Raw genomic sequence first — 20709 nt, 5'->3', positions numbered from 1 at the left:
GACTGTTTTTTGTTTGTTATTTTAAAGCGTGTTTCCCGTTCTGGGAGCGCGCTTTATACGTTTTTTTAATAGTTTCATTTTATATATTTGTGTATGATTACTTTCTTTAAAAAAAATTGGAGTACAATAATACTATTGGTTTTGGTAGCTTTACTTTTTATACCACAAACGGGTACACCCATTAAAGTATTTTTTAATAGGCTCATCGCTTTTAGTCCTTCTGAAATTGCCGAAGAAGAACAAGAAATACTTTCAGACTACAGCTGGCAATTACAAGATTTAGAAGGAACTACAATAGATTTTACTTCAGCTGAAAAAAAAGTAACCTTAGTGAATGTTTGGGCTACCTGGTGCCCGCCGTGTTTAGCCGAGATGCCTTCTATGCAAGCCTTGTACGATCGCTATCATACCGAAGTATCCTTTTATTTTGTATCCTTAGAAGACACTGAAATACTACAACGATTTATCGATAAAAAAGAATATAGTTTTCCAGTATATACCACACAAGACAACTTTCCAAAACTATTGGAAACAAATTCTTTTCCTACTACCTATCTTATTTCAAAAAGTGGAAAAATTAGTATCAATAAAAAAGGTGCAGCAGATTGGGATAGTGAATCTGTTCGGGAAACTATAGATGCACTCTTAGCCGAGTAGGTATTACCTGGATTTTATGTTGTCTTTGCAAAGCTGGATAATTTCTAGAATACGGGTATCGCGGGTAGTTTGTCGTTTTGCGTTATGCAGCCAAGCTAAGTAATTTTTACGGTAGCTAGGACTAAATTTTTTGTAGTTTTTAAAAGCAATTGGATGGTTCTCAAAAGCTATTTTAAGATCTTCTGGAATTACTAGGTTGTCAATCGCATCCATTGCTGTCCATGTGCCAGTTTGCTTGGCTAATTCGATCATTTTCCAACCTTTTTTGTGAATGAACCCTTGGAGTTCTAATTCGGGTATATATGATTTGTTGAGTTTGCTCCAACTGCTTTTTGGGTTACGAGGGCAGAAGTATTGACGCCTTTTTCCATTTCCTAACGATTTTACCGTACTATCTATCCATCCAAAACACAACGCAACTTTTACCGCCTCTTCCCAGCGCATAGTTGGAATATTAGTCTCCAGTTTGTAAAAAATTAAATATACCCCTTGTGGATGTACAGCGTGGTTTTTATCCAACCAATCGCGCCATTCAACATCTTTGGGAAAATATAATTCTGGTTTTTCTTCCATTAGTAAGTAGTGACAAGTCTAGCAAACCAAAAACTTAATTAAATTTTATACAATTTCCTTTTATTGAAATGTTTTTAAAATCACAGTTTTCTTGTATATACTTTAAATTGGCAGGGTTGTAGAATAGGGTATGCGTACTATCATTTTTATACCACCAGCTTTCAAATTCTTCGGAATTCCCTGCCCAAAGATTGGTCATGCAAAATAGCTTGCCGTCTGGTTTGAGAAGATTTTTCAGTAATTTAAATTCTTTTAAAGGGTGGTGAAAATGCTCTATAACTTCACAGCAAAAGACAAAGTCATACTTTTTTTCTAAAACACCCGTATCGGTATGGAAAAAAGGATCGTATAAAACTATTGAATAGCTTTGTTCCCTAAGCAATTTAGCCACTACAGGCCCAGTTCCTGCTCCAAAATCCAGCCCCAAAGCTGTAGATGGAAAGCTAGCTGAAACTGCTTCCACCAAAGGACTCACAAACTTTTGATATCCCGGGTCTTCTACATCATTCTTATGTGCTAAATACCGCTCTTTTTCAGCCAGAGGTGTAATCCAGGTTTCAGGATGTCTAAAAACCGTCGTGCACGTATCACAAACAAAAAAACAGTGCTGCTCGTCCCGAAAATATTCCGAAGTCTTTGCACTACGACAAAGAATACAGCAAACCATTAGGAGTCGCTACGGGCAGATTTTATTTTAATAAGTTTCTTTTTCCAAACCTCTAATTGTTCTTTGTGACGCGCTATGTTTTTATGTACTTCGGCCACCATTGGATTATCATCTGGCACGTGCTGAAAGAAACCAAGGTTATTTTCTAACTGGTTTATCTCTGCTTTTACTTCGTCTATTTTTTTTGAAATGAAAAAATGCTCATTCTGTAATTTCCGAGCATCATCCTGCGATACCATGGAGCTTACTTTGTTTTCATACTTAATAAGTTCAGCTTCGTTTTTACCAAGATCTAACTTTTTGAAAAATCCATCCAGCAACTTATTAAAGTCTTGTTCTATATTCTTTGTTTTATAAGGAACACGGCCAATTTCTTTCCATTCTTTAATGGAAGCTTTAATCGCAGATAAATCTGTTTTACGATCCCCTGTAAGCTCTTTAGTTTTTAAAGATTCGAGTAAAGCTTCTTTTTTAGTAAGGTTCTCTTCCTCTTCCTGGCTGGCTTCGTTCTTTTTTGCGTGTATTCTGTCAAAATAATAATTACAGGCTGCTTTAAATTCTTTCCATACTTTATCACTTTCTTTTCTGGGAACGTGGCCAATAGATTTCCAGTCTGCCTGTATCTTTTTCATTAAAGGAGTTACGGTGTCAAAATCGTCATTATCCTTATTTTCATTAGCAGTTTTAATGAGGTCACGTTTCTTTTCTAAGTTTGCGTACTGTTCTTTTTTCTGGTCTTTGTAGAAATTATTTTTCTCTTTATTAAAATCACGTGTGGCATTCTTAAATGCATTCCAGATTTCTTTGTTTTTGTTTCGTGGCACCTTACCCGTCGCAAAATAAGTATCTCGTAATTCTTGTACCTTTTTCATGGCGTGCTGCCATGAGCTATGGTTTGGCTTCGCTTTATCTTTAAAAGATTCTATTTGAGCGACTAAGTCTTTTTTAGTTTCGTAGTTGGTTTCAAATTCTTTGTCAAATTCTTCCTGCTGTGCCTGACGCTTGTCGTGAATTACTTTTGTAGCTTCACTAAACTTATCCCAGACATTGTCCCGGTATTCTTTGGCAACTGGTCCAATCTCTTCTTTCCACATTTTATGAAGCATTTGCAACTCACGAAATGCTTTGTTTATATCTGGCTCCTGTTGTAATTCTTCGGCTCTAATTATTATTTTTAGCTTTTGATCTAGATTGTGCTTAAAATCTAGATCCCGAAATTCTCTGTTTAAGTGTAAGAAATCGTAGAAGTTCTCTACGTGGTGGTGATAGGTGTTCCAAGTAAGATTGTATTTATCACGTGGTATAGCACCTGCCGTGTGCCAACGCTCTTGTATTTCCTTAAAGTGTTTGTAGGTTGTGTTTATGTTCTCTTCTGTGGTTAAAAGCCCTTTTAACTCTTCAATTAACTCTTCACGTTTCGCCAAATTGGCTTGAAGGTCTTTCTTTAAGTTTTTATAGTGATTGTTTCTTTTCTCCTTATAATCGAAATACAGCGAGTTAAATTCTTGTTTAATAGGAGTAGAGTAGTGGAAATCTATAATGTTTCCGCCTGCGGCTAGAAATTCTTCTTTCTTTTCTTCAAGAGCTTCAGAGAATTTTGAGTTAAACTCTGTTTTAATATCCTCGGCTTCTTTTTTAATTTCCTGAACGGGTTTTTCTTTCAATAATTTTGCAAAGGCCGCTATAAGTTCTTTTTTTGAAAGCTCGCTATAATCTACGTCTTCTTCCTCATCCTCTTCTTTTTCTTCTTCATCGCTTGAGGCTATTTCTTCTTCTTCTGAAGTATCTTCTTCTTCGGTTGTCTCTTCACTTTTTACAGCTGTTGAAGTAGATGTTTCATTATTTTCTGAAACTTCAGTATCGTTTTTTATAGAATCCTTATTATCAGATTCTTTAGACCCCTCTTCTGAAGCTTCACTAGAATCTTTTTCAACATTTTTTGTTGCTTTTTCTTCTGAAATTTCAGTTGAAACAGCTACAGATTCGGTATTAATTGTATCAGTTTCAGAAGGTTTTTCTGAAGCTTCAACAAGGGCAGATTCTACCAGATCTTTATCGGTATTAGCTTCTGAATGTGGTGAATTAGTTTCAGTATTCTTTGCAGATTCTTCAACCATTGCTTTTTCAATGGCATCATTTTCTGGGGTAGTGTTTTCTTTTTGGGGCAATTTTTCGTCGGACATTTGTTTCAATGTTAGGGTTCGTACTAATGAGGGTTCAAGATACTAACAACAATAGAAACGACAAAGCGGTTCGCTTTATTTTGAAGGAGAGAAATGTCTTAACGGTTCCAGATAGCCCAAGACTTAAGTGCCTGGTGTTTCAACATAGTAAAACCGTTGCTTACTCTAGCGCCATTAGCAGCGCCACGTTTCATAAACTCGGTTTCTCTGGGGTTGTAGATTAAATCGAACAGTACGTGATCTTCACCTATATAATTATATGGAATATTGGGCACTTCCTGGATGTTTGGGAAGGTTCCAAGAGGAGTACAGTTTATAATTAAGTAATGATTCTTAATGATTTCTTTTGTAAGTTGATGGTATCCAAGAATAGCACCTTTGGGATATCTGGAAACAGATTGATACTGAAACCCCATAGCATCCAAAACATATATAATTGCTTTAGAAGCGCCGCCAGTTCCTAGAATGAGTGCTGTTTTCTCTTTAATGGGTAAAAACGCTGCCAGTGCCGTTGCAAATCCAAAATGGTCTGTATTGTAGCCAATTAATTTACCATCCTTACGGAATTTAATAGTATTTACAGCACCTATTTTTTTAGATTCTTTGTCAAGCCTAAACAAATATGGAATGATTTCTTCCTTATAGGGAATGGTGACATTCATTCCTTTGATATCTGGATTGTTTGCTATAAAATTATCAAAATTTTCGATACACGACATATCAAAATTATGATACGTATGTGGGAGAGATTCATTTTCGAATTTTACTGAAAAAAATGTTTTAGAGAATGAATATTCAATATTTTTTCCTAAGAGACCAAATCTAGACATCTGTGGGGGAAATTTTCTTTTTATGGTATATATCCAAACTTAAAACAAGTGCGATACCTACAAATATAAAGAGTATTGCCCAAAACGTCTCGAAAGAAAAATCTGACGGCCAATATCTATCATAGCCTTTTATAATTTCATTACCGTTAGCATCTGATTTAATATTTCCGTAGTTGTCATAATCAATTTGCTTTGTTTTCCACGGCCAAACCACACCTAAGGAGCCAGCGATAAACCCTATGATAACAGCATAGGTAGCCTTTTTAAAACGTTTTAGGACATAGCCCAGTAAATGTGATAACGAGACGAGCCCAGTTAGAGAACCCAACGTAAACACCGCCAGGATTTTAAGCATTTGTACTCGCTCCGGATTTGAGATAAAACTAGTATCACCCTGTACTAAATCTGAAAACGTATCAAAAAGCGCATTTACAGAATCCACTAGTAGCAAAACGTAGTTACCCAATAATATAAGGATAAACGATCCAGAAAGCCCTGGTAACGTCATTCCTGAGACACTAATAATTCCACAGAAAAACACAAAAAACAGGTTGCTATTTTGCCGGGCGGGTTCTAAGAAACTGATGCTTACTCCAGCAATGATACCGCATAATAGGTAGGCTACATATGTACGGTTCCATTCCCCAAAATCTTTGGCGATAAAATAAATAGACCCTATAATCATTCCAAAAAATGTACTCCAGACAAATAGCTCGTAATGAACAAGTAAGTAATCTAATATTTTTGAGACACTAAAATAGCTAATTACCATTCCTAAGATAAGTAATCCCAGAAAGCGACCGTTTATATACTTGAAAAAACTCTTAAAACGTCCGTTTATAAACAGGGCAAAGGCTTTTCGATTTACTTTTTGAAGGGAGTATATAAACTCCTCGTAAAACCCAGCTACAAATGCTACAACACCACCAGAAACTCCAGGCACTTTATTAGCAGCCCCCATAAAAAGGCCCTTTAGAACCAACCATATTTTATCTGAAAAGGTCCGGGTTTGTTGCATTAACTTTCTTTTTTAGAAGCTGCGAATCGCTCCATGATAAAGATAGTTAAAAAGCCTACGACCATAAATACAATCGCTAAAAGTACTTTAGGGTCACCGTCAAACTGAATAGGAAGAATACTTTTTTCCAGAAACGGAACTTGCTCACCATTATGGTTGGTACGAAATTGTAATACTTCTTTCCACGGCCAAATTTTATTAAGAGCTCCAATCATAAAGCCTGTTAATACAGCGAGTGTTATATTTTTGAAATTTTTGAACATATAATTCAGCACACGTGAAAAGGATTTGAGCCCAACAATAGCACCCGCTGCAAACACAAGCAACTTGCCAAATGCTGAAAAGAAAATACCACTATCAAGTTTAGTTACACCATCTCCTAATTGGGATAAGGTTCCTATAATAGACGTATAAGCTCCTAATAATAATAGTATAAAGGCACCGCTCACACCAGGCAAAATCATAGCTATAATGGCAATAAATCCTGCCAAAAATAAAAACCAAATACTTTCTATATCACCAATAGGTTTTGCCAAAGTAATGGCATAGGCAATTGCAGCTGCTAGTAGTAAAGCAATAATCACTTTTGTATTCCAAATTTTAATTTGCCTGCCTACATATAAAATACTTGCTACCACCAGTCCAAAAAAGAAGGACCAGACTAGGATAGGATGCTCCGCTAAGAGCCAGGTAATGGTTTTAGCAAGCGAGAGAATGCTTATAAAGACGCCCGAAAAAAGCGCCAATAAAAAAGAAAGATTATACGTATTCCAAGATGCTATAAATCCTTCTTTCTTCCAAATTTTAAAGAAGCCTAAGTCTAATTTATGAATGGTTTCAATGAGTTCTTCGTATATACCAGCGATAAATGCTATGGTACCTCCAGAAACTCCAGGAACCACGTCTGCAGCTCCCATAGCAAGGCCTTTAGCAGTGATTACTACATATTGAAAAAACGATCTTGATGGCATGAGAGTAGATTAAGGTTAACCAAAAATAAACAAATTATACCGAGGTATTTTTGTGTTTGGTAATAATTTGGCGCACCTTACTTTTTACATATACCTTTGGGAATAGTTCTTCTAAAATCATCAAGAATTCCGGATTAAATTTTAATCCGTTCTTTAAATGAAATTCAGCTTTTCCTGCTTCTTTTAAAATATAAAACAATCCTGCCAACCTAAATTCGATCTCTGCATTTTCCGGATAAAACTCTGTGGCTTGAAATAGATTGTTTGTAGCTGCGTTAAATTCACCTAGCTTAATAAGCAAATCAGTTCGAGATAACCAGGTTTCTAATTCGTAGTTTCCTAGTTCTAAAGTTCTTCTAAAACCATGTTCGGCTTCTTCTAAATGTTGCAAACGTAAATTGATACGTGCATATCGCTTCCAGTACAACACATTTTCTCCATCTATATGGATAGCTTTTTCAATAAAATAGAGTGCCTTTTCGTAGTTATGAGCTTTTAAGTAATTATCTGTTATAGCAATCCAGCCTTTGTCTAACAGGCTGTCTTCTTCCACACATTTGGTGAAAAACTGTAGCGCTAATTCACTATCGCCAAGACGTTCGTAACATTTACCTATTCGTAATAATGCAAAAGAGGTAGGGTCGTCCAATCCAAGTGTGATAGAATAACTTTCAATAGCCTCTTCATATTTTTTTAAACGTTCTAAGGTTTTTCCTTTTTCAAGATACGCTCCTATAAAACGGTCGTCACTAATAATGGCGAAATCGAAGGCTGCTAAGGCTTTTTTATAATCTTTTAAGATATAGTACATCTTTCCTACTTGATGCCAAGCAACTTCGCAATACGGATTTTTATTTAAGAAATCGTTTAAATAATCTATGGCAGCTTCATATTCGTCTAGAAATTCAAAACAATAAATGATGTTGTAAAGGGCAGAATAATCCTGCTCATCTTGTTCCAGGCACTGCATAAAGTAATGTCTGGCATTGTCATAATCTTCCAGGAAAAGGTATTCCATCCCTATTAATGAAAGCACATCGCTCTCATCATCGGTTATTTCCAGAGCTTTTTGTAAAAGCTTGATAGCGTTTTTGTGATCGTCACGACGCGAGAAAATATTCGCTTTTTGTATATACACTTCCTCGTTATTCTGTTCGAGGGCATATAAATTGTCTAATAAGGTTTCTGCTGTTTCTAAATCGTTTTCAAAAATGAACATTTCAATTTGAAACAATTTTAAATTGGTAGCAGTAGGATGCTGTTCCAGTCCCAGCTTCGTTGCTTTTTTGGCAAGCGCTACTTTTCCGTTTTCTAAGTAATGCTGAATGATCTCTTCAAATTCTTCGGAATCGAAGAAATAGACATCGTTCGTTTTCAACATAGATTCGAAACGCGATAGTGGAAATTTGTTATACTCGTTAGGATTAGAGGGCATATGCTACGGTTTAACGATTACTACTTTTTTAAAGATAGCAATGTATACTCGTTTTCAATAGTTGTGCCGTTATTCTTGTTAACAGGCTTATTAACAGATATAATGGAATTTACTACGCTGAAAAACAAATAGTTGTGCTATGTATTAATTTTATGGAGTTCATCTAACACTTCGGTAATTATGTCACATCCTTCTTTAATTTCGTTATTGCTAATAGTGAGTGGTGGGGTAATGCGTATGGCGCACGGTTCAAAAAGTAACCAAAAAAGGATAAGATTACGGTCTTTACAGCGCATAATTATTTCTGTAGCCAACTCGCTCGTCTCCACTATGGCAGCCAACATCAATCCTTTTCCACGTATTTCTGAAATTAAAGGATGCTGAAGATGCTGTCTAATTAATTTTTCTTTCTGAAGGGTTTGTGCAATAATGTCGGTTTCAGTAAGTTCCTGCAATGTTGCCAAAGCGGCAGAAGCGATCACAGCATTTCCGCCAAAGGTTGTGATGTGCCCTAGTTTTGGAGTATCACTCAACAATGCCATACATTCTTTGGAAGCTGTAAAAGCCCCAATAGGCATACCGCCACCCATTCCTTTGCCTAACACCAGAATATCTGGCACGACGTCAAAATGTTCAAATCCGAAAAGTTTCCCCGTACGTCCAAACCCTGGCTGAATTTCATCCAAAATAAGTAAAGCCCCAACTTCCTCACATCGCTTCTTAACTTTCTTAAGATAGTCGTTCTTAGGAATAATAAACCCAGCACCGCCTTGAATGGTCTCCAAGATTACGGCGGCTGTTATTTCTGTAATTTTTTCTAAATCTCCTTCATTATTAAACTGAATAGGATAACAATCTGGCACCAACGGTCCAAAAGGAATTTTACGCTCCTCGTAGCCCATTACGCTTAAAGCACCAAATGTATTTCCGTGATAGGCTTTGTGCGCATATAGAATCTCTGAGCGACCTGTAGCACGCCTGGCCAATTTCATGGCGCCATCAATAGCCTCCGCACCGCTGTTTACCAAATACGTAGTTTCCAAAGAGTCGGGGAGGTGCTCTGCTAATAATTTGGAAAGTTGTACAGCAGGCGATTGTATATATTCGCCATATACCATGACGTGTTGGTATTTTTCTACCTGTTCTTTAATAGCATTCACCACCCGCGGATGGCTATGTCCCAAACTACATGCCGAAACCCCTGCCACAAAGTCCAGATGTTTGTTCCCGGAAGTATCATATATATAACTTCCTCTCGCATAAGAAACCTCCATCGCCAGTGGATGTGGAGTAGTTTGAGCCTGGTATGTTAGGAAATCTTTTTTCATCGCGGAGCCCGCGAGGGCAGAAATTTATAGTTTACTTGAAATCAAAAAAAAACCTCTAAGTGTCTTCCTTCCCTTCGTGCCTCAGTTGGCGGAGACAAGTGAAGAGGGGAAAATATTGTTACTGTGTTTTAACTACCGTCATCCCCTTCAACTTCGTTATCATCTTCATCTTCACGTGTTTTCACCTTAGGATCATCTTCCCGGTTTTGAAGGTCTGAAGGTTTTAATTTGGATGCTTCCGGAAGAATTACTTTATCATCGGGGAGGTCTTCAAAAAAATCGCCTTCGTCTTCGGGGAGTGGGATGCCTTGAATTTTTGGGAGAATAGGCATGGGTTTTCCTTTAAAAAGATCATTCACCGTTAGAAGTCGTTCGTCTCCGCGCCAAATAAATCCTTTTAGGAGTCTGGCATTTACAGGAAGTTCGGACTCGGGATATAGTTTTCCTTTAGCTTTTTTCATGAATTTGGTTCCCGTGATGCGCTGTTCTTTCATATATAATTCAATAGAGCTGGAAACCGTATTGTTTATACCAATGAGTTCGTCATCTTCATTACGAGGGTAATAAATAACCTCTGCATTTTTAATGATAGAAACAGTGTCTAACTCATTATTGGTAAACAAACCAATGAGTCGTTCTCCCTTTACCTGATTATAGCCAACGCTATCTTTTTGCACTAAAAATGAATTATTAAATACTTTTAAAGTATCTAACTTTTCGGTTACTTTGTTGGAAATTAAGTGAATAGTATCCCCCGTCATTTGATTTTCGCCACTCCATAAAACTGGCTCACGTAGTAGCTTTGTTATCCCCAGGCTTTCTGAAGAAAAGATAGAATCGCATTTACCACTCGTAGGTTCTTCGCCTGGTGCTCCGTATTTAAACATTCTCGCTCTATAAAAACCTCGTAAGATTCTGTTTTCGGGTTTTCCAGTAATTCGTAAGGTATCGGCGTGTACATATAAAGAGTCTTTATCCCGTAAGGTAACGGCAACCGCTCGTTTGGTGATAAATACAGAGTCTTTTTCCCGGAATACTTCCGCATAATGACCACGGATCACACTTTTATTCAGGGTATCTAATACTTTAATATTATTAGTGGCGGAGGCAAAGCTTTTGTTTCGGTCAAAATAAATGCTGTCTCCGTAGAGGGTTCGGTTTTCGTAATCTATCCTGGAATTTTTAACAAAATAACCTGTGTCTGCTCGCGTGTCATAATAGCCACGTTCGCAATACACAGTACTTGTTTCACTTACAATGGTAGACTCTCCGTAAAGATAAGCGCCTCCAGTTTCAGAATAGAAATCCAGTTGTTCACTATTAACAGTATATTTTGGATTTACGATTTTCACATCGCTTAGAAACGAATATTTTTTTGTTTCTGCATAATACCGGCCAATCCGACTCGTTAAAGTACTGGCTGTATCTACAACCTTACCTCCCGAGCGGTAATACGCTTGTTGTTTTATCCTGTCAAAGTAAAGTGTGTCTGTGGTTAATGTAGTTTGTGGTTCACGAAGTACAACATCCCCACTGGCAAAGGCAAAACTGGTATTTCCATTGTATTCTGCATAGGTGCTGTTCATGGTCACTGTGTCGCCCTGAGAGATTTTTACTTCGCCATAAGCTTTCACAAAATTGTCCTTGCTATACAGGTAAGCTTGATTACACCACATCTCAACTCCTTCATGGACTACATATACTTGTCCGTTTTCGTCTTTGGTATAGATGATAGCATCTGGGATTTCCGGTTTAATTTCCAGATAGCCGGATTTAATTTCAACTTTTTGTTTTTGAGTATTGGGTTGGGCTAGAAGTGAAGTACATGCAAAGAAAACGAAACAAAAAATGAAGGTTTCGACTGCGCTCAACCGGACATTCGGAACCTTCATTATCTTAAATGATTTTTTCAACGTATTTTTTTAATCAATATATCAAAAATGATACCTTATCTATGAATCGTCTGTTTTCTATCCGGACCCACCGAAACTACTTTAATAGGAATCTCTAGTTCTTTTTCTAAAAATGCGATGTACTCGTTCAACTCCTTTGGGAATTGGGAAGTCTCGGTCATTTTTGTAAGATCTTCTTTCCAACAAGGCATGGTAGTGTAGATAGGCGTTACATTTTCAGGTTCAATATTATATGGAAAATGCGTAATAGTTTTACCTTGGTACTTGTAGGCTGTACATACTTTCAACTCCTTAAATCCGGAAAGTACATCCCCTTTCATCATCATTAATTGAGTGACGCCATTTACTTCGCACGTATATTTTAACGCGACCAAATCTAACCAGCCACAACGTCTTGGACGCCCTGTTACGGCTCCAAATTCGCGACCTATTTTCGCCATTTTTTCTCCTACATTATCAAACAATTCGGTAGGGAAGGGGCCACTGCCTACCCGTGTAGTATATGCCTTAAATATTCCATATACCTCTCCTACTTTGTTAGGAGCAATCCCTAAACCTGTGCAAGCACCTGCTGCGGTGGTATTTGAGGATGTTACAAACGGATAGGTTCCAAAATCAATGTCTAATAAAGATCCTTGTGCACCTTCGGCTAAGATGGTTTTTCCATCTTTCATAGCATCGTTTAGATAGGCTTCACTATCAATAAAAGTCAATTCCTTTAAACGCTCTATAGATTCGAAAAATTCGACTTCCATTTCGGCTAAATCATATTGCACGTCTACATTGTAAAAAGCAATCATAGCTTCGTGCTTATTTGCTAATGCTCTGTACTTTTCTTTCCAGTTAGCAAGTTCTAAATCTCCAACACGAATACCGTTACGCCCGGTTTTATCCATATACGTTGGGCCAATTCCTTTTAGGGTAGAACCAATTTTTGCTTTTCCTTTGGATGCTTCCGAAGCTGCGTCCAACAACCTGTGTGTTGGTAGAATTAAATGTGCTTTTCTTGAAATAATCAATTTCGATAGATAATCAATCTTAAATTGATCCAACCCTTCCAATTCTTTTACAAAAACAACAGGATCTATAACAACTCCATTACCAATCACATTTATAGATTTCTCGTGAAAGATACCTGAAGGAATCGTTCTTAAAACGTGCTTAATTCCGTCAAATTCAAGGGTGTGCCCTGCATTAGGGCCTCCTTGAAAACGTGCGATGATGTTGTAATTGCTGGTAAGTACGTCGACAATTTTCCCTTTGCCTTCGTCGCCCCATTGTAATCCAAGTAGTAAGTCTACTGCCATAATAGTATTAATTGGTCGTTTTTCTATTTCCGTAGAAGTAGAGTGAATGTTTGGTTATTTCAATATCAAACACTTCTTCTATAGTTTTTTTGATGGTTTGTATACGCGGATCGCAGAATTCTATAACTTCACCCGTATTCAGGATCACATGATCGTGCTGTTTATCGAAGTAAGATTTCTCATATTGCGCCTGGTTTTGCCCAAACTGATGCTTGCGAACCAAACCGCATTCCAGTAGTAACTCTATCGTATTGTAAAGCGTTGCACGGCTTACACGATAGTTCTTGTTCTTCATATTTATATATAAAGACTCAATATCGAAATGGATATCTTGATCGTAAATTTCTTGAAGTATAGCAAAGCGTTCCGGCGTTTTACGGTGCCCTTTTTCTTCCAAGAATCCTGTAAAAACATTCTTGACTATTGCCTGGTTATTTTTTTCTGTAGATGCGCTCATACCAAAGGACAAAGGTAGCTATTTAAGCTCGCGTAACTTTGTCTATTCCATTAATTTTTTTAAGGTTTTCAACCAAGTTATCAAGAATGGTTTTATTTTTAACTACCACTATAATTTCACCATTAAAGATACCATCATCGGAGTCAAAATACACTTTTTTCATATCTATATGCAGGTTGCTACTTACCACCTTAGTCACCTCATTAACAAGCCCAACAGCATCTATTCCCGATATTTTTAACTGTGCTTTAAACTCCCGTTGTGTAGAGTCTATCCATTTGGCTGGCATAATGCGATAGCTGTAATTGCTTTGTAGTTGTATGGCATTAGGACAATTTTGTTTATGTACTTTAATACCATCGTTTACGGTTACAAATCCAAAAACATCATCTCCAGGAATAGGGTTACAGCACATTGCCATCACATAATCCAGTTTCTGTTCCTCTTTTCCAAAAACCAATTGATCGTATTTAACCGAAATCTCGTCTTTGTCAACATCAATAGGTTTATCTGGTTTTCTTATTTTATTTTTGAAGAAACTAACCAAAGCATTACTACGTGAAGCAGCAAACGCTTTCAGTTGTGAGTTATCAATAATGCCAGAACCTACACGATAAAATAAATCTAAACTTGTTTTGACCTTAAAGTAAACTACTAACTGATTTACAGTACGCTCGTCTAAGGTTATTTTAAGGGATTTAAGTTTCCGAGCCAGGATTTCTTTTCCGTTGGAAGCTATTGTTTTTTGTTCTTCTTTTAAGGAAGATTTTATCTTGCTACGCGCTTTTCCTGTAGAAGCATAATCTAACCAGTTGGCCGAAGGATTTGCCTTTTCTGAAGTAATTATTTCCACCTGGTCACCGCTTTTTAGGACGTGACTTAAGGGAGTTAATTTCCCGTTAACCTTAGTTCCACGGGTTTTAAGCCCCACCTCGGTATGGATATGAAATGCGAAATCTAAGGCGGTAGCTCCCTTGGGAAGTGAATACAAATCTCCTTTGGGACTAAATACAAAAATTTCCTTAGCGTAGAGGTTTAATTTAAATTCTTCTACAAAATCTATGGCACTTATTTCACTATTTTCAAGCGTATCTTGAAGTTTGTTGAGCCAAGCTTCTAAGCCGTCGTCATTCTCTTTTTCTTTGTTTTTATATTTAAAATGTGCTGCGTAGCCTTTTTCAGCAATTTCGTTCATACGCTCGCTACGTATTTGTACTTCTACCCATCTCCCTTTGGGCCCCATTACTGTAATGTGTAAGGCTTCATAGCCCGTAGATTTTGGAGAGGAAATCCAATCTCGTAAACGTGTAGGGTTGGGTCTAAAGTGATCTGTAACAATAGAATATATTTTCCAGGCAATAAATTTTTCAGCCTCAATAGTATCGGTTTTGTAGATAATTCGCACGGCAAATTTGTCGTACACTTCATCAAACGAGACATTTTGCACAAGTATCTTTCTTCGAATAGAAAAGATAGATTTTGGCCTTCCTTTTATTTCATACTCTAAATTTTCAGAATCTAAAGAATCTTTAATCGTTTGCGTGAAAGCGTCTATATAGGCGTCCTGTTCTTCTTTACTTTCCTTTATTTTACTAAGAATATCATTAAACACCTCGGGTTCGGTGTATTTTAGACCCAAATCTTCTAGTTGGGTTTTAATATTGTAAAGACCAATTCTATGGGCGAGTGGTGCATAAATATACAGCGTTTCCGATGCTATTTTCACCTGCTTATAGTCTGGCATGCTATCCATAGTCTGCATATTATGCAGACGATCGGCAATTTTAATAATAATTACCCTAATATCTTCATTGAGGGTAAGTAGCATTTTTCTGAAATTTTCAGCTTGTAAAGAAACGTCACCGTCATAGGGCATTTTAGAAATCTTAGTCAATCCGTCTACAATGCGCGCCACGGTTTCACCAAAAAGCTGTTCTATATCTGAAAGGGTATATTCTGTATCTTCAACCACATCGTGAAGCAGCGCTGCGGCAATAGAGGTTGCATCCAAACCAATCTCCGAAGCTACAATTTTCGCAACAGCAATGGGATGAAAAACATAGGCTTCTCCACTTTTTCTGCGTTGATCCTTGTGCGCATCTACCGCTACATCAAACGCAGAACGAATCAACTTTTTATCTGCTGCCGACAAAGTTCGGTAGCTAATTTTTAAAAGTTGTTTATACTGCTTGGCGAGCTCTTTTTTCTCGGCTTCTATTACATCTTCGGTCATTGAATAAATGTACAATTAAGCTATAAAATGACAAATTTTTTGAAGTGTTAGTTTCAGTTTTAGAAAAAAGAAATTTCGAGAATAGCGTAAAACTCCCATTAAGATTGTTTTGAAATATCTTCTATTTCAAGCCTTTCTTTGGTTAGGTATTGTCCATTTTCAAGCTTACTTACAAATTTCACCAAATCTTCCCTTAATTTACAATGTAGTTTCCACGCGGTATTTGGGTCTTTGGCACTACAAAGCGCTCTTATTTTTATTGATTTTTCAGTAGTATCAACAACTTCCAAAACGGGATCGGTATCTTCATCCCAATCTTCGGAAGATTTTAGAAGTTCTTCAAATTTCACACGCAATTTTTCTACATCCAGATGATAATCTGCATAAAGAATAATAGGCCGTATTTGATGACTACTCGTCATAGACCAGTTTTCAAAAATATTGCTTATCACATATTTTAAAGGGATAATTTGTCTCCGTAAATCCCACGTACGCACCACCAGATAGGTAAACCCGATTTCTTCTACGTGCCCCCATTCTTCATTAATAAAAACCGTATCTCCCACTTTTACGGGACGCGTAATTGCAATTTGTAAGCCTGCGAAAATATTCCCTAAGGTATTTTGTGCCGCGATCCCCAAGACAACCGTAGCTACACCTGCCGAAGCTAAAATGGAGATTCCAACTTTTTCCAGAGCCCTAAATTGGGAAATTATAAAGTACCCTCCAATAACAACAATTAAAAATGTGACGATTCTTCTCCCCACAGAAATGTAGGTGAGCAACTTTCGGGCTTCCTCGTTTTCTTCCTCCGTAATATCACCTATTCTATTTTCAGCTATATAGGTCATCGCATAATCCACAAATCTGGTCACAAACCAAGTAATAGAAACTACAATAAGAATAATTAATGAGGTGTAAACGAAACTAGCAAAGCCACCCGATAGTGATATTAATTTGTTTAAAGTAATGTAGAAAAACAATGTGCCTATTAATAAGCCTGCGGGTTTTGAAAGTTTACTGGCAATATTGCTAATCCATCCAGTTTCAGATTTAGCAAACAATCGTTTTGAAATAACATTCGTTAGTTTGGCTAAAAGATACGCGAGAAATATAAGGACAAGAGTTCCAATAAGTTTCCAAACAGGAATTCCTAAGAATGGCACGTTAGACCACTCTGGCATCATTCTATCTAGTTTTCTAGGTCCGTATTGGGCATAAAGAGGTTCAATATTTTCAACTGTGTTGGCAGAAATAAGCCACAAAGCACCAAACTCCTTATAACGTACCCGTTGCACTCGAAACACAATGTCACGGCCGTCCAGGTCAACATTTCCAAAAACCACACTTCTTCTTGGCTTACCAGCAATGGCCTGGTTGGTGGTAGTACTCATATCAATCTGTCCATCGGGCCGGTCGGAGAGTGCATCCCAATCTATAGTAACTCTTTGATTAATTAAAAAATATAATTTTTTAGACAAGACCGTTGCTTGTTCTTCGGTCATATTTAGTGGCATTAAATTATAATTTAATGCATGGATAGCGTCTTCATATTTGCCATTTCTGGCACTGGTTACAAAATGCTCAAGTACGGCTTGGGGTGTCCTGAGGTTAAATTTTGTAGGGGGAAGTCCTATTTGTTCATTTAATCGGTCTACGCGGTAAAATGCTTCGTTATAATCGCCAAAAGGGTTGTTACCGTACTTGGCGTCCTGATCTATAACTAATTTCTTGCTTGGTACATTTTGATCATCATTTACTTTTGTTGAATCTTTTTGCTGAAGAACAGCTAGTGTTGTCGCAGCAGATAATGAACCGATTACAATAAGCTGAAGGCAGAAAAACAAAAAAAGCTTTAGAAAGAAAATATTGGATAATTTCATATCACTAAATTACAGAAATATATCAACTACCCTTTGTTTAAATAGATAGAATTACGTTACATTTTCTTTAAATTTCTAAAACGTTCCAGCATCGTAGGATGTGAATAATTCATAAAAACATACGCAGGGTGTGGGGTTAAATTGCTCAAACTGTTTTTTGACAATTTTTTTAATGCTGAAATTAATGGTACTCCAGCGTATGTTTCTTTGGCAAAATTATCTGCCTGATATTCAAATTTCCTGGAGAGTAGGTTCATTAACAAACCGGTTACTTCAGAAATTGGACTATATAAAATCCCAAAAGCCACTAAACCAATATGAAATGAAGGCTCCGAAACTCCTAATGCTGCCGAAAGTGTTTCACTGCCTATAAATTGTGACAACAACCAAAAAGTAAACCCCGTGAGTAAAATAGAAGTAAAGAGGTTATAAATAATATGTTTCCGTTTATAATGGCCTACTTCGTGCGCTAAAACGGCTACGATTTCTTCTTCCTCCAGATCATTGATAAGGGTATCGTATAAAGTAATGCGTTTTTCTCTACCAAATCCTGAAAAATAGGCGTTTGCTTTCGTGCTGCGCTTGGAACCATCTATCACAAATATATTGGCAAGGCTAAAATGAACAGTTTGCGCATACGCCTCAATCTTAGTGCGAAGCGAGCCTTCTTCCAACGGACTTTGTTTATTAAATAGTGGCACAATTAAACGTGCGTAAAAAAGATTCATAAATACAGTAAAAACCGTTACCAATCCCCAGGCATATAGCCAGAAATTGTTTCCCGTAATCTGATAAAACCAAATAATAAGCGCCAATAAACCACCACCTACCACGGCCATCATTGCCCAGCCTTTCAGTTTGTCCCAAAAAAACGTAGCGGTGTTTGTTTTGTTGAAACCATATTTTTCTTCAATAACAAAGGTGTTGTAATAACTAAAAGGAATACTTAAAAGATCACTTACAAACACAATACTTCCGAAGAAAATAAGTGCTGTCAAAATAGGATTTTCAGTATACGAGCGCGCCCAGTTGTCTACCCATTCAAAACCATCAAAAAAGAAAAAGAGTAACGTTGTAATTATAGAAATTGAAGAGCTTAGCAATCCAAACCGATACTTCTCTTTCTTATAGCGTTGCGATTTTTTATATTCGGTTGTATCGTACACATCTTTTAGTTCCTCGGGCAACGTATCATTAAAATGTTTTGCGTTTAAAGCACCTAAAATCTTATCAATTATAAAATTGGCAAGGATGATACCTATTAATAGGTAGAAGAGTGTTTGTGGATCCATATTTATAACAATTACAAAAGTCAAATTCCAAATCCCAAAATAGAATGAATAGTGGTTTGTGATTTGGTGCTTGTGATTTGAAAATTTTTATTGAAATTTTCTTTGTCTTTTCGCTTCAAAGATAAGGATTCCCGCTGCTACCGAAACATTCATACTATCAATTTCGCCCTGCATGGGAATGATAATATTTTGAGTGCTTTCGGTTCGCCAGGCTTCGGTAAGGCCGGTAGCTTCGGTTCCTACAACTATTGCAGTTCCTTTTATAAAATCGCACTCATAATAAGGCTTGCTATCTTGTAAGGTAGCACTAAAAATTTGAATGTTTTGAGTTTTCAGAAATGAAATAATCTCATCTGTAGTCCCAGTAACAACTGTATTGGTAAATACACAACCCACGCTGCTTCGTATAATATTGGGATTGTAAATATCTGTTTTGGGATTGGCTATAATAACTGCGTCTAGCTTTGCAGCATCTGCTGTACGGAGTAGGGCACCAATATTTCCGGGTTTTTCGGGGGCTTCAGCTATTAGAATCAGCGGATTTTCAATTTTCAATATCAAGTTTGAAACTGAATGTTCTTTAATTTCAGTAACTGCCAAAATTCCTTCAGTAGTAGTGCGATAGGCTATTTTTTGATATACTTCTTCTGAGATTTGAATGATTTCGGTGTTTTCAGAAGCAAATTCGGTTGGATTATCTTTGAAAATTTCAGCACAAAACAACAATTGCTTAAAGGTATATCCGCCTTTTTTTGCTAAAGAGATTTCTCGCGCGCCTTCAATAACAAATAGTCCCGTCTTCTTGCGCTCCCGAGATTTTTCGGAAAGCGTGACCAACTGTTTTATCAATGCGTTTTGAGTACTGCTTATTTGTTTGTACATTTTACAAAGATAGGGATTAGATTTTTTTTGATTGACGTATTGGCGCAAAGTGCCTGACATTTATAGTTGCTGAAAATACTATACAATAAAGCTTTTTTACCTTAAGTTTTGTGGTTAGTATGTAGTACAATTGCCCAAAAAAGGATACCTACTAAAAAAATTATCAAAAAATAATGCTTTCTTCATAAAGGTTTCTAAAAAAGCTTCGACTTAGGCGGAAGCTTTTTTACATTTATACAAACCAAAAACCAAACCAAATGAAAAAATTAATACTACTACTCGTAGCAACTTCAGCTTTACTAGCCTGTAAAGACGATAAAAAGGAGGAGGATCCACTTGTTATAAATGATACTGTGGAAATTTCAGAAATTGAAACACCCAATTACCCACCTGCTCTTGCAGCTGTTTTTAAAGCCCACGGCGGTTGGGACACCTGGAACAATATGAATAATCTTTGTTTTGAGGTTGATAGCAAAGGCGGTACCGAAACCCACACCACCGATTTAAAAAACCGAAAAACGAAAATTGAACATAAAGATTGGTCCATTGGCTATGATGGTTCTGAAGTTTGGTTACTTCAAAATAAAAAAAATGCCTACCAAGGAAATGCACGTTTTTACCATAATTTGATGTTCTATTTTTACGCGATGCCGTATATCTTAGGTGACGAGGGAATTGTATATACCAATGTAGATCCTACTGAACTTGATGGAAAACTTTATAACGGTATAAAAGTAGGATATGAAAACGGAATAGGGGATTCTCCTGAAGATGAATACATCCTATATTTTGATCCAGAAACTAACCAAATGGCTTGGTTAGGCTACACAGTAACCTACCAAAGTGGAGAAAATAGCGAAGACTGGCACTTTATTAAATATGATGCATGGGAAGAAGTAAACGGGTTGATTTTACCCAAAAAACTTACCTGGTACAACGTAAAAGACAACAAACCTACAGACGAACGAAACGATATGTTGTTTGACAAAATAACGGTTTCAGACCTTACATTAGATTCAGATGTTTTTGCCAAGCCAGAAGAAGCTACTGTAGTTCCTAGGTAACTTATAGGGAAGCAGG

The 20709-nt window shown here is 37.0% G+C and carries 17 protein-coding genes; 2 read left to right on the top strand and 15 right to left on the bottom strand.

The window, feature by feature from the left end; translation table 11 throughout:
- Positions 1–93: 93 nt before the first annotated feature.
- Complete coding sequence (locus tag ACQ2HF_RS12580; protein WP_432410768.1) at positions 94–657, top strand: TlpA family protein disulfide reductase; 564 nt, start codon at positions 94–96, stop codon at positions 655–657.
- A 3-nt stretch (positions 658–660) separates the two neighbouring features.
- Here ACQ2HF_RS12580 and ACQ2HF_RS12575 read toward each other — a convergent pair whose 3' ends face one another.
- From ACQ2HF_RS12575 to ACQ2HF_RS12505, 15 genes are all read right to left on the bottom strand, one after another.
- Positions 661–1230 carry a YdeI/OmpD-associated family protein gene (locus tag ACQ2HF_RS12575; RefSeq protein WP_432410767.1) on the bottom strand — a complete coding sequence of 190 codons (570 nt, stop codon included), beginning with the start codon at positions 1228–1230 and terminating at the stop codon, positions 661–663.
- A gap of 34 nt (positions 1231–1264) precedes the next feature.
- Positions 1265–1897 (bottom strand): class I SAM-dependent methyltransferase, encoded by a 633-nt coding sequence (locus ACQ2HF_RS12570; protein ID WP_432410766.1) that lies wholly within the window; start codon positions 1895–1897, stop codon positions 1265–1267.
- Positions 1897–4080: a DUF349 domain-containing protein gene (locus ACQ2HF_RS12565; protein ID WP_432410765.1), complete on the bottom strand. Its 2184-nt coding sequence runs from the start codon at positions 4078–4080 to the stop codon at positions 1897–1899. The genes ACQ2HF_RS12570 and ACQ2HF_RS12565 overlap by 1 nt, the downstream gene beginning before the upstream one ends.
- Positions 4081–4178: 98 nt before the next feature.
- Positions 4179–4910, bottom strand: coding sequence for a shikimate dehydrogenase family protein (locus ACQ2HF_RS12560; RefSeq protein WP_432410764.1), 732 nt, complete (start codon positions 4908–4910; stop codon positions 4179–4181).
- Entirely contained in the window at positions 4903–5928 is a 1026-nt protein-coding gene (locus tag ACQ2HF_RS12555) for a DUF368 domain-containing protein (RefSeq protein ID WP_432410763.1), read from the bottom strand. Before ACQ2HF_RS12555 ends, ACQ2HF_RS12560 begins: the two co-directional genes overlap by 8 nt.
- Complete coding sequence (locus ACQ2HF_RS12550) at positions 5928–6899, bottom strand: DUF368 domain-containing protein (protein WP_432410762.1); 972 nt, start codon at positions 6897–6899, stop codon at positions 5928–5930. Before ACQ2HF_RS12550 ends, ACQ2HF_RS12555 begins: the two co-directional genes overlap by 1 nt.
- Before the next feature lie 34 nt (positions 6900–6933).
- Positions 6934–8334: a tetratricopeptide repeat protein gene (locus tag ACQ2HF_RS12545; protein WP_432410761.1), complete on the bottom strand. Its 1401-nt coding sequence runs from the start codon at positions 8332–8334 to the stop codon at positions 6934–6936.
- 137 nt (positions 8335–8471) lie between these two features.
- Positions 8472–9662 (bottom strand): aspartate aminotransferase family protein, encoded by a 1191-nt coding sequence (locus ACQ2HF_RS12540; protein WP_432410760.1) that lies wholly within the window; start codon positions 9660–9662, stop codon positions 8472–8474.
- Between the two features lie 128 nt (positions 9663–9790).
- The gene (locus ACQ2HF_RS12535; RefSeq protein WP_432410759.1) at positions 9791–11554 is read right to left on the bottom strand and encodes an OstA-like protein; all 1764 of its coding nucleotides are present in this window, start codon (positions 11552–11554) and stop codon (positions 9791–9793) included.
- Between the two features lie 56 nt (positions 11555–11610).
- Positions 11611–12882, bottom strand: coding sequence for an adenylosuccinate synthase (locus ACQ2HF_RS12530; protein WP_432410758.1), 1272 nt, complete (start codon positions 12880–12882; stop codon positions 11611–11613).
- A gap of 7 nt (positions 12883–12889) precedes the next feature.
- Positions 12890–13339 carry a Fur family transcriptional regulator gene (locus tag ACQ2HF_RS12525; protein WP_432410757.1) on the bottom strand — a complete coding sequence of 150 codons (450 nt, stop codon included), beginning with the start codon at positions 13337–13339 and terminating at the stop codon, positions 12890–12892.
- 22 nt (positions 13340–13361) lie between these two features.
- Positions 13362–15572 carry a RelA/SpoT family protein gene (locus ACQ2HF_RS12520; RefSeq protein WP_432410756.1) on the bottom strand — a complete coding sequence of 737 codons (2211 nt, stop codon included), beginning with the start codon at positions 15570–15572 and terminating at the stop codon, positions 13362–13364.
- Between the two features lie 98 nt (positions 15573–15670).
- Positions 15671–17455 carry a mechanosensitive ion channel family protein gene (locus tag ACQ2HF_RS12515; protein WP_432410755.1) on the bottom strand — a complete coding sequence of 595 codons (1785 nt, stop codon included), beginning with the start codon at positions 17453–17455 and terminating at the stop codon, positions 15671–15673.
- Between the two features lie 56 nt (positions 17456–17511).
- Positions 17512–18747 (bottom strand): M48 family metallopeptidase, encoded by a 1236-nt coding sequence (locus ACQ2HF_RS12510; protein ID WP_432410754.1) that lies wholly within the window; start codon positions 18745–18747, stop codon positions 17512–17514.
- A gap of 87 nt (positions 18748–18834) precedes the next feature.
- On the bottom strand, positions 18835–19629 hold the full coding sequence (locus ACQ2HF_RS12505; RefSeq protein WP_432410753.1) for a TrmH family RNA methyltransferase: 795 nt from the start codon (positions 19627–19629) through the stop codon (positions 18835–18837).
- 257 nt (positions 19630–19886) lie between these two features.
- On the opposite strand from ACQ2HF_RS12505, the gene ACQ2HF_RS12500 reads away from it, so the two are divergent.
- A complete protein-coding gene (locus tag ACQ2HF_RS12500; RefSeq protein ID WP_432410752.1) occupies positions 19887–20693 on the top strand; it encodes a DUF6503 family protein in 807 nt (268 codons plus the stop codon).
- Positions 20694–20709: the final 16 nt, after the last annotated feature.

The organism is Rasiella sp. SM2506, from assembly GCF_050859505.1.
Classification (GTDB): Bacteria; Bacteroidota; Bacteroidia; order Flavobacteriales; family Flavobacteriaceae; genus Marinirhabdus.
Note: the sequence above shows the minus strand (reverse complement) of the source record. Positions and strands in the feature narration are given on the sequence as shown.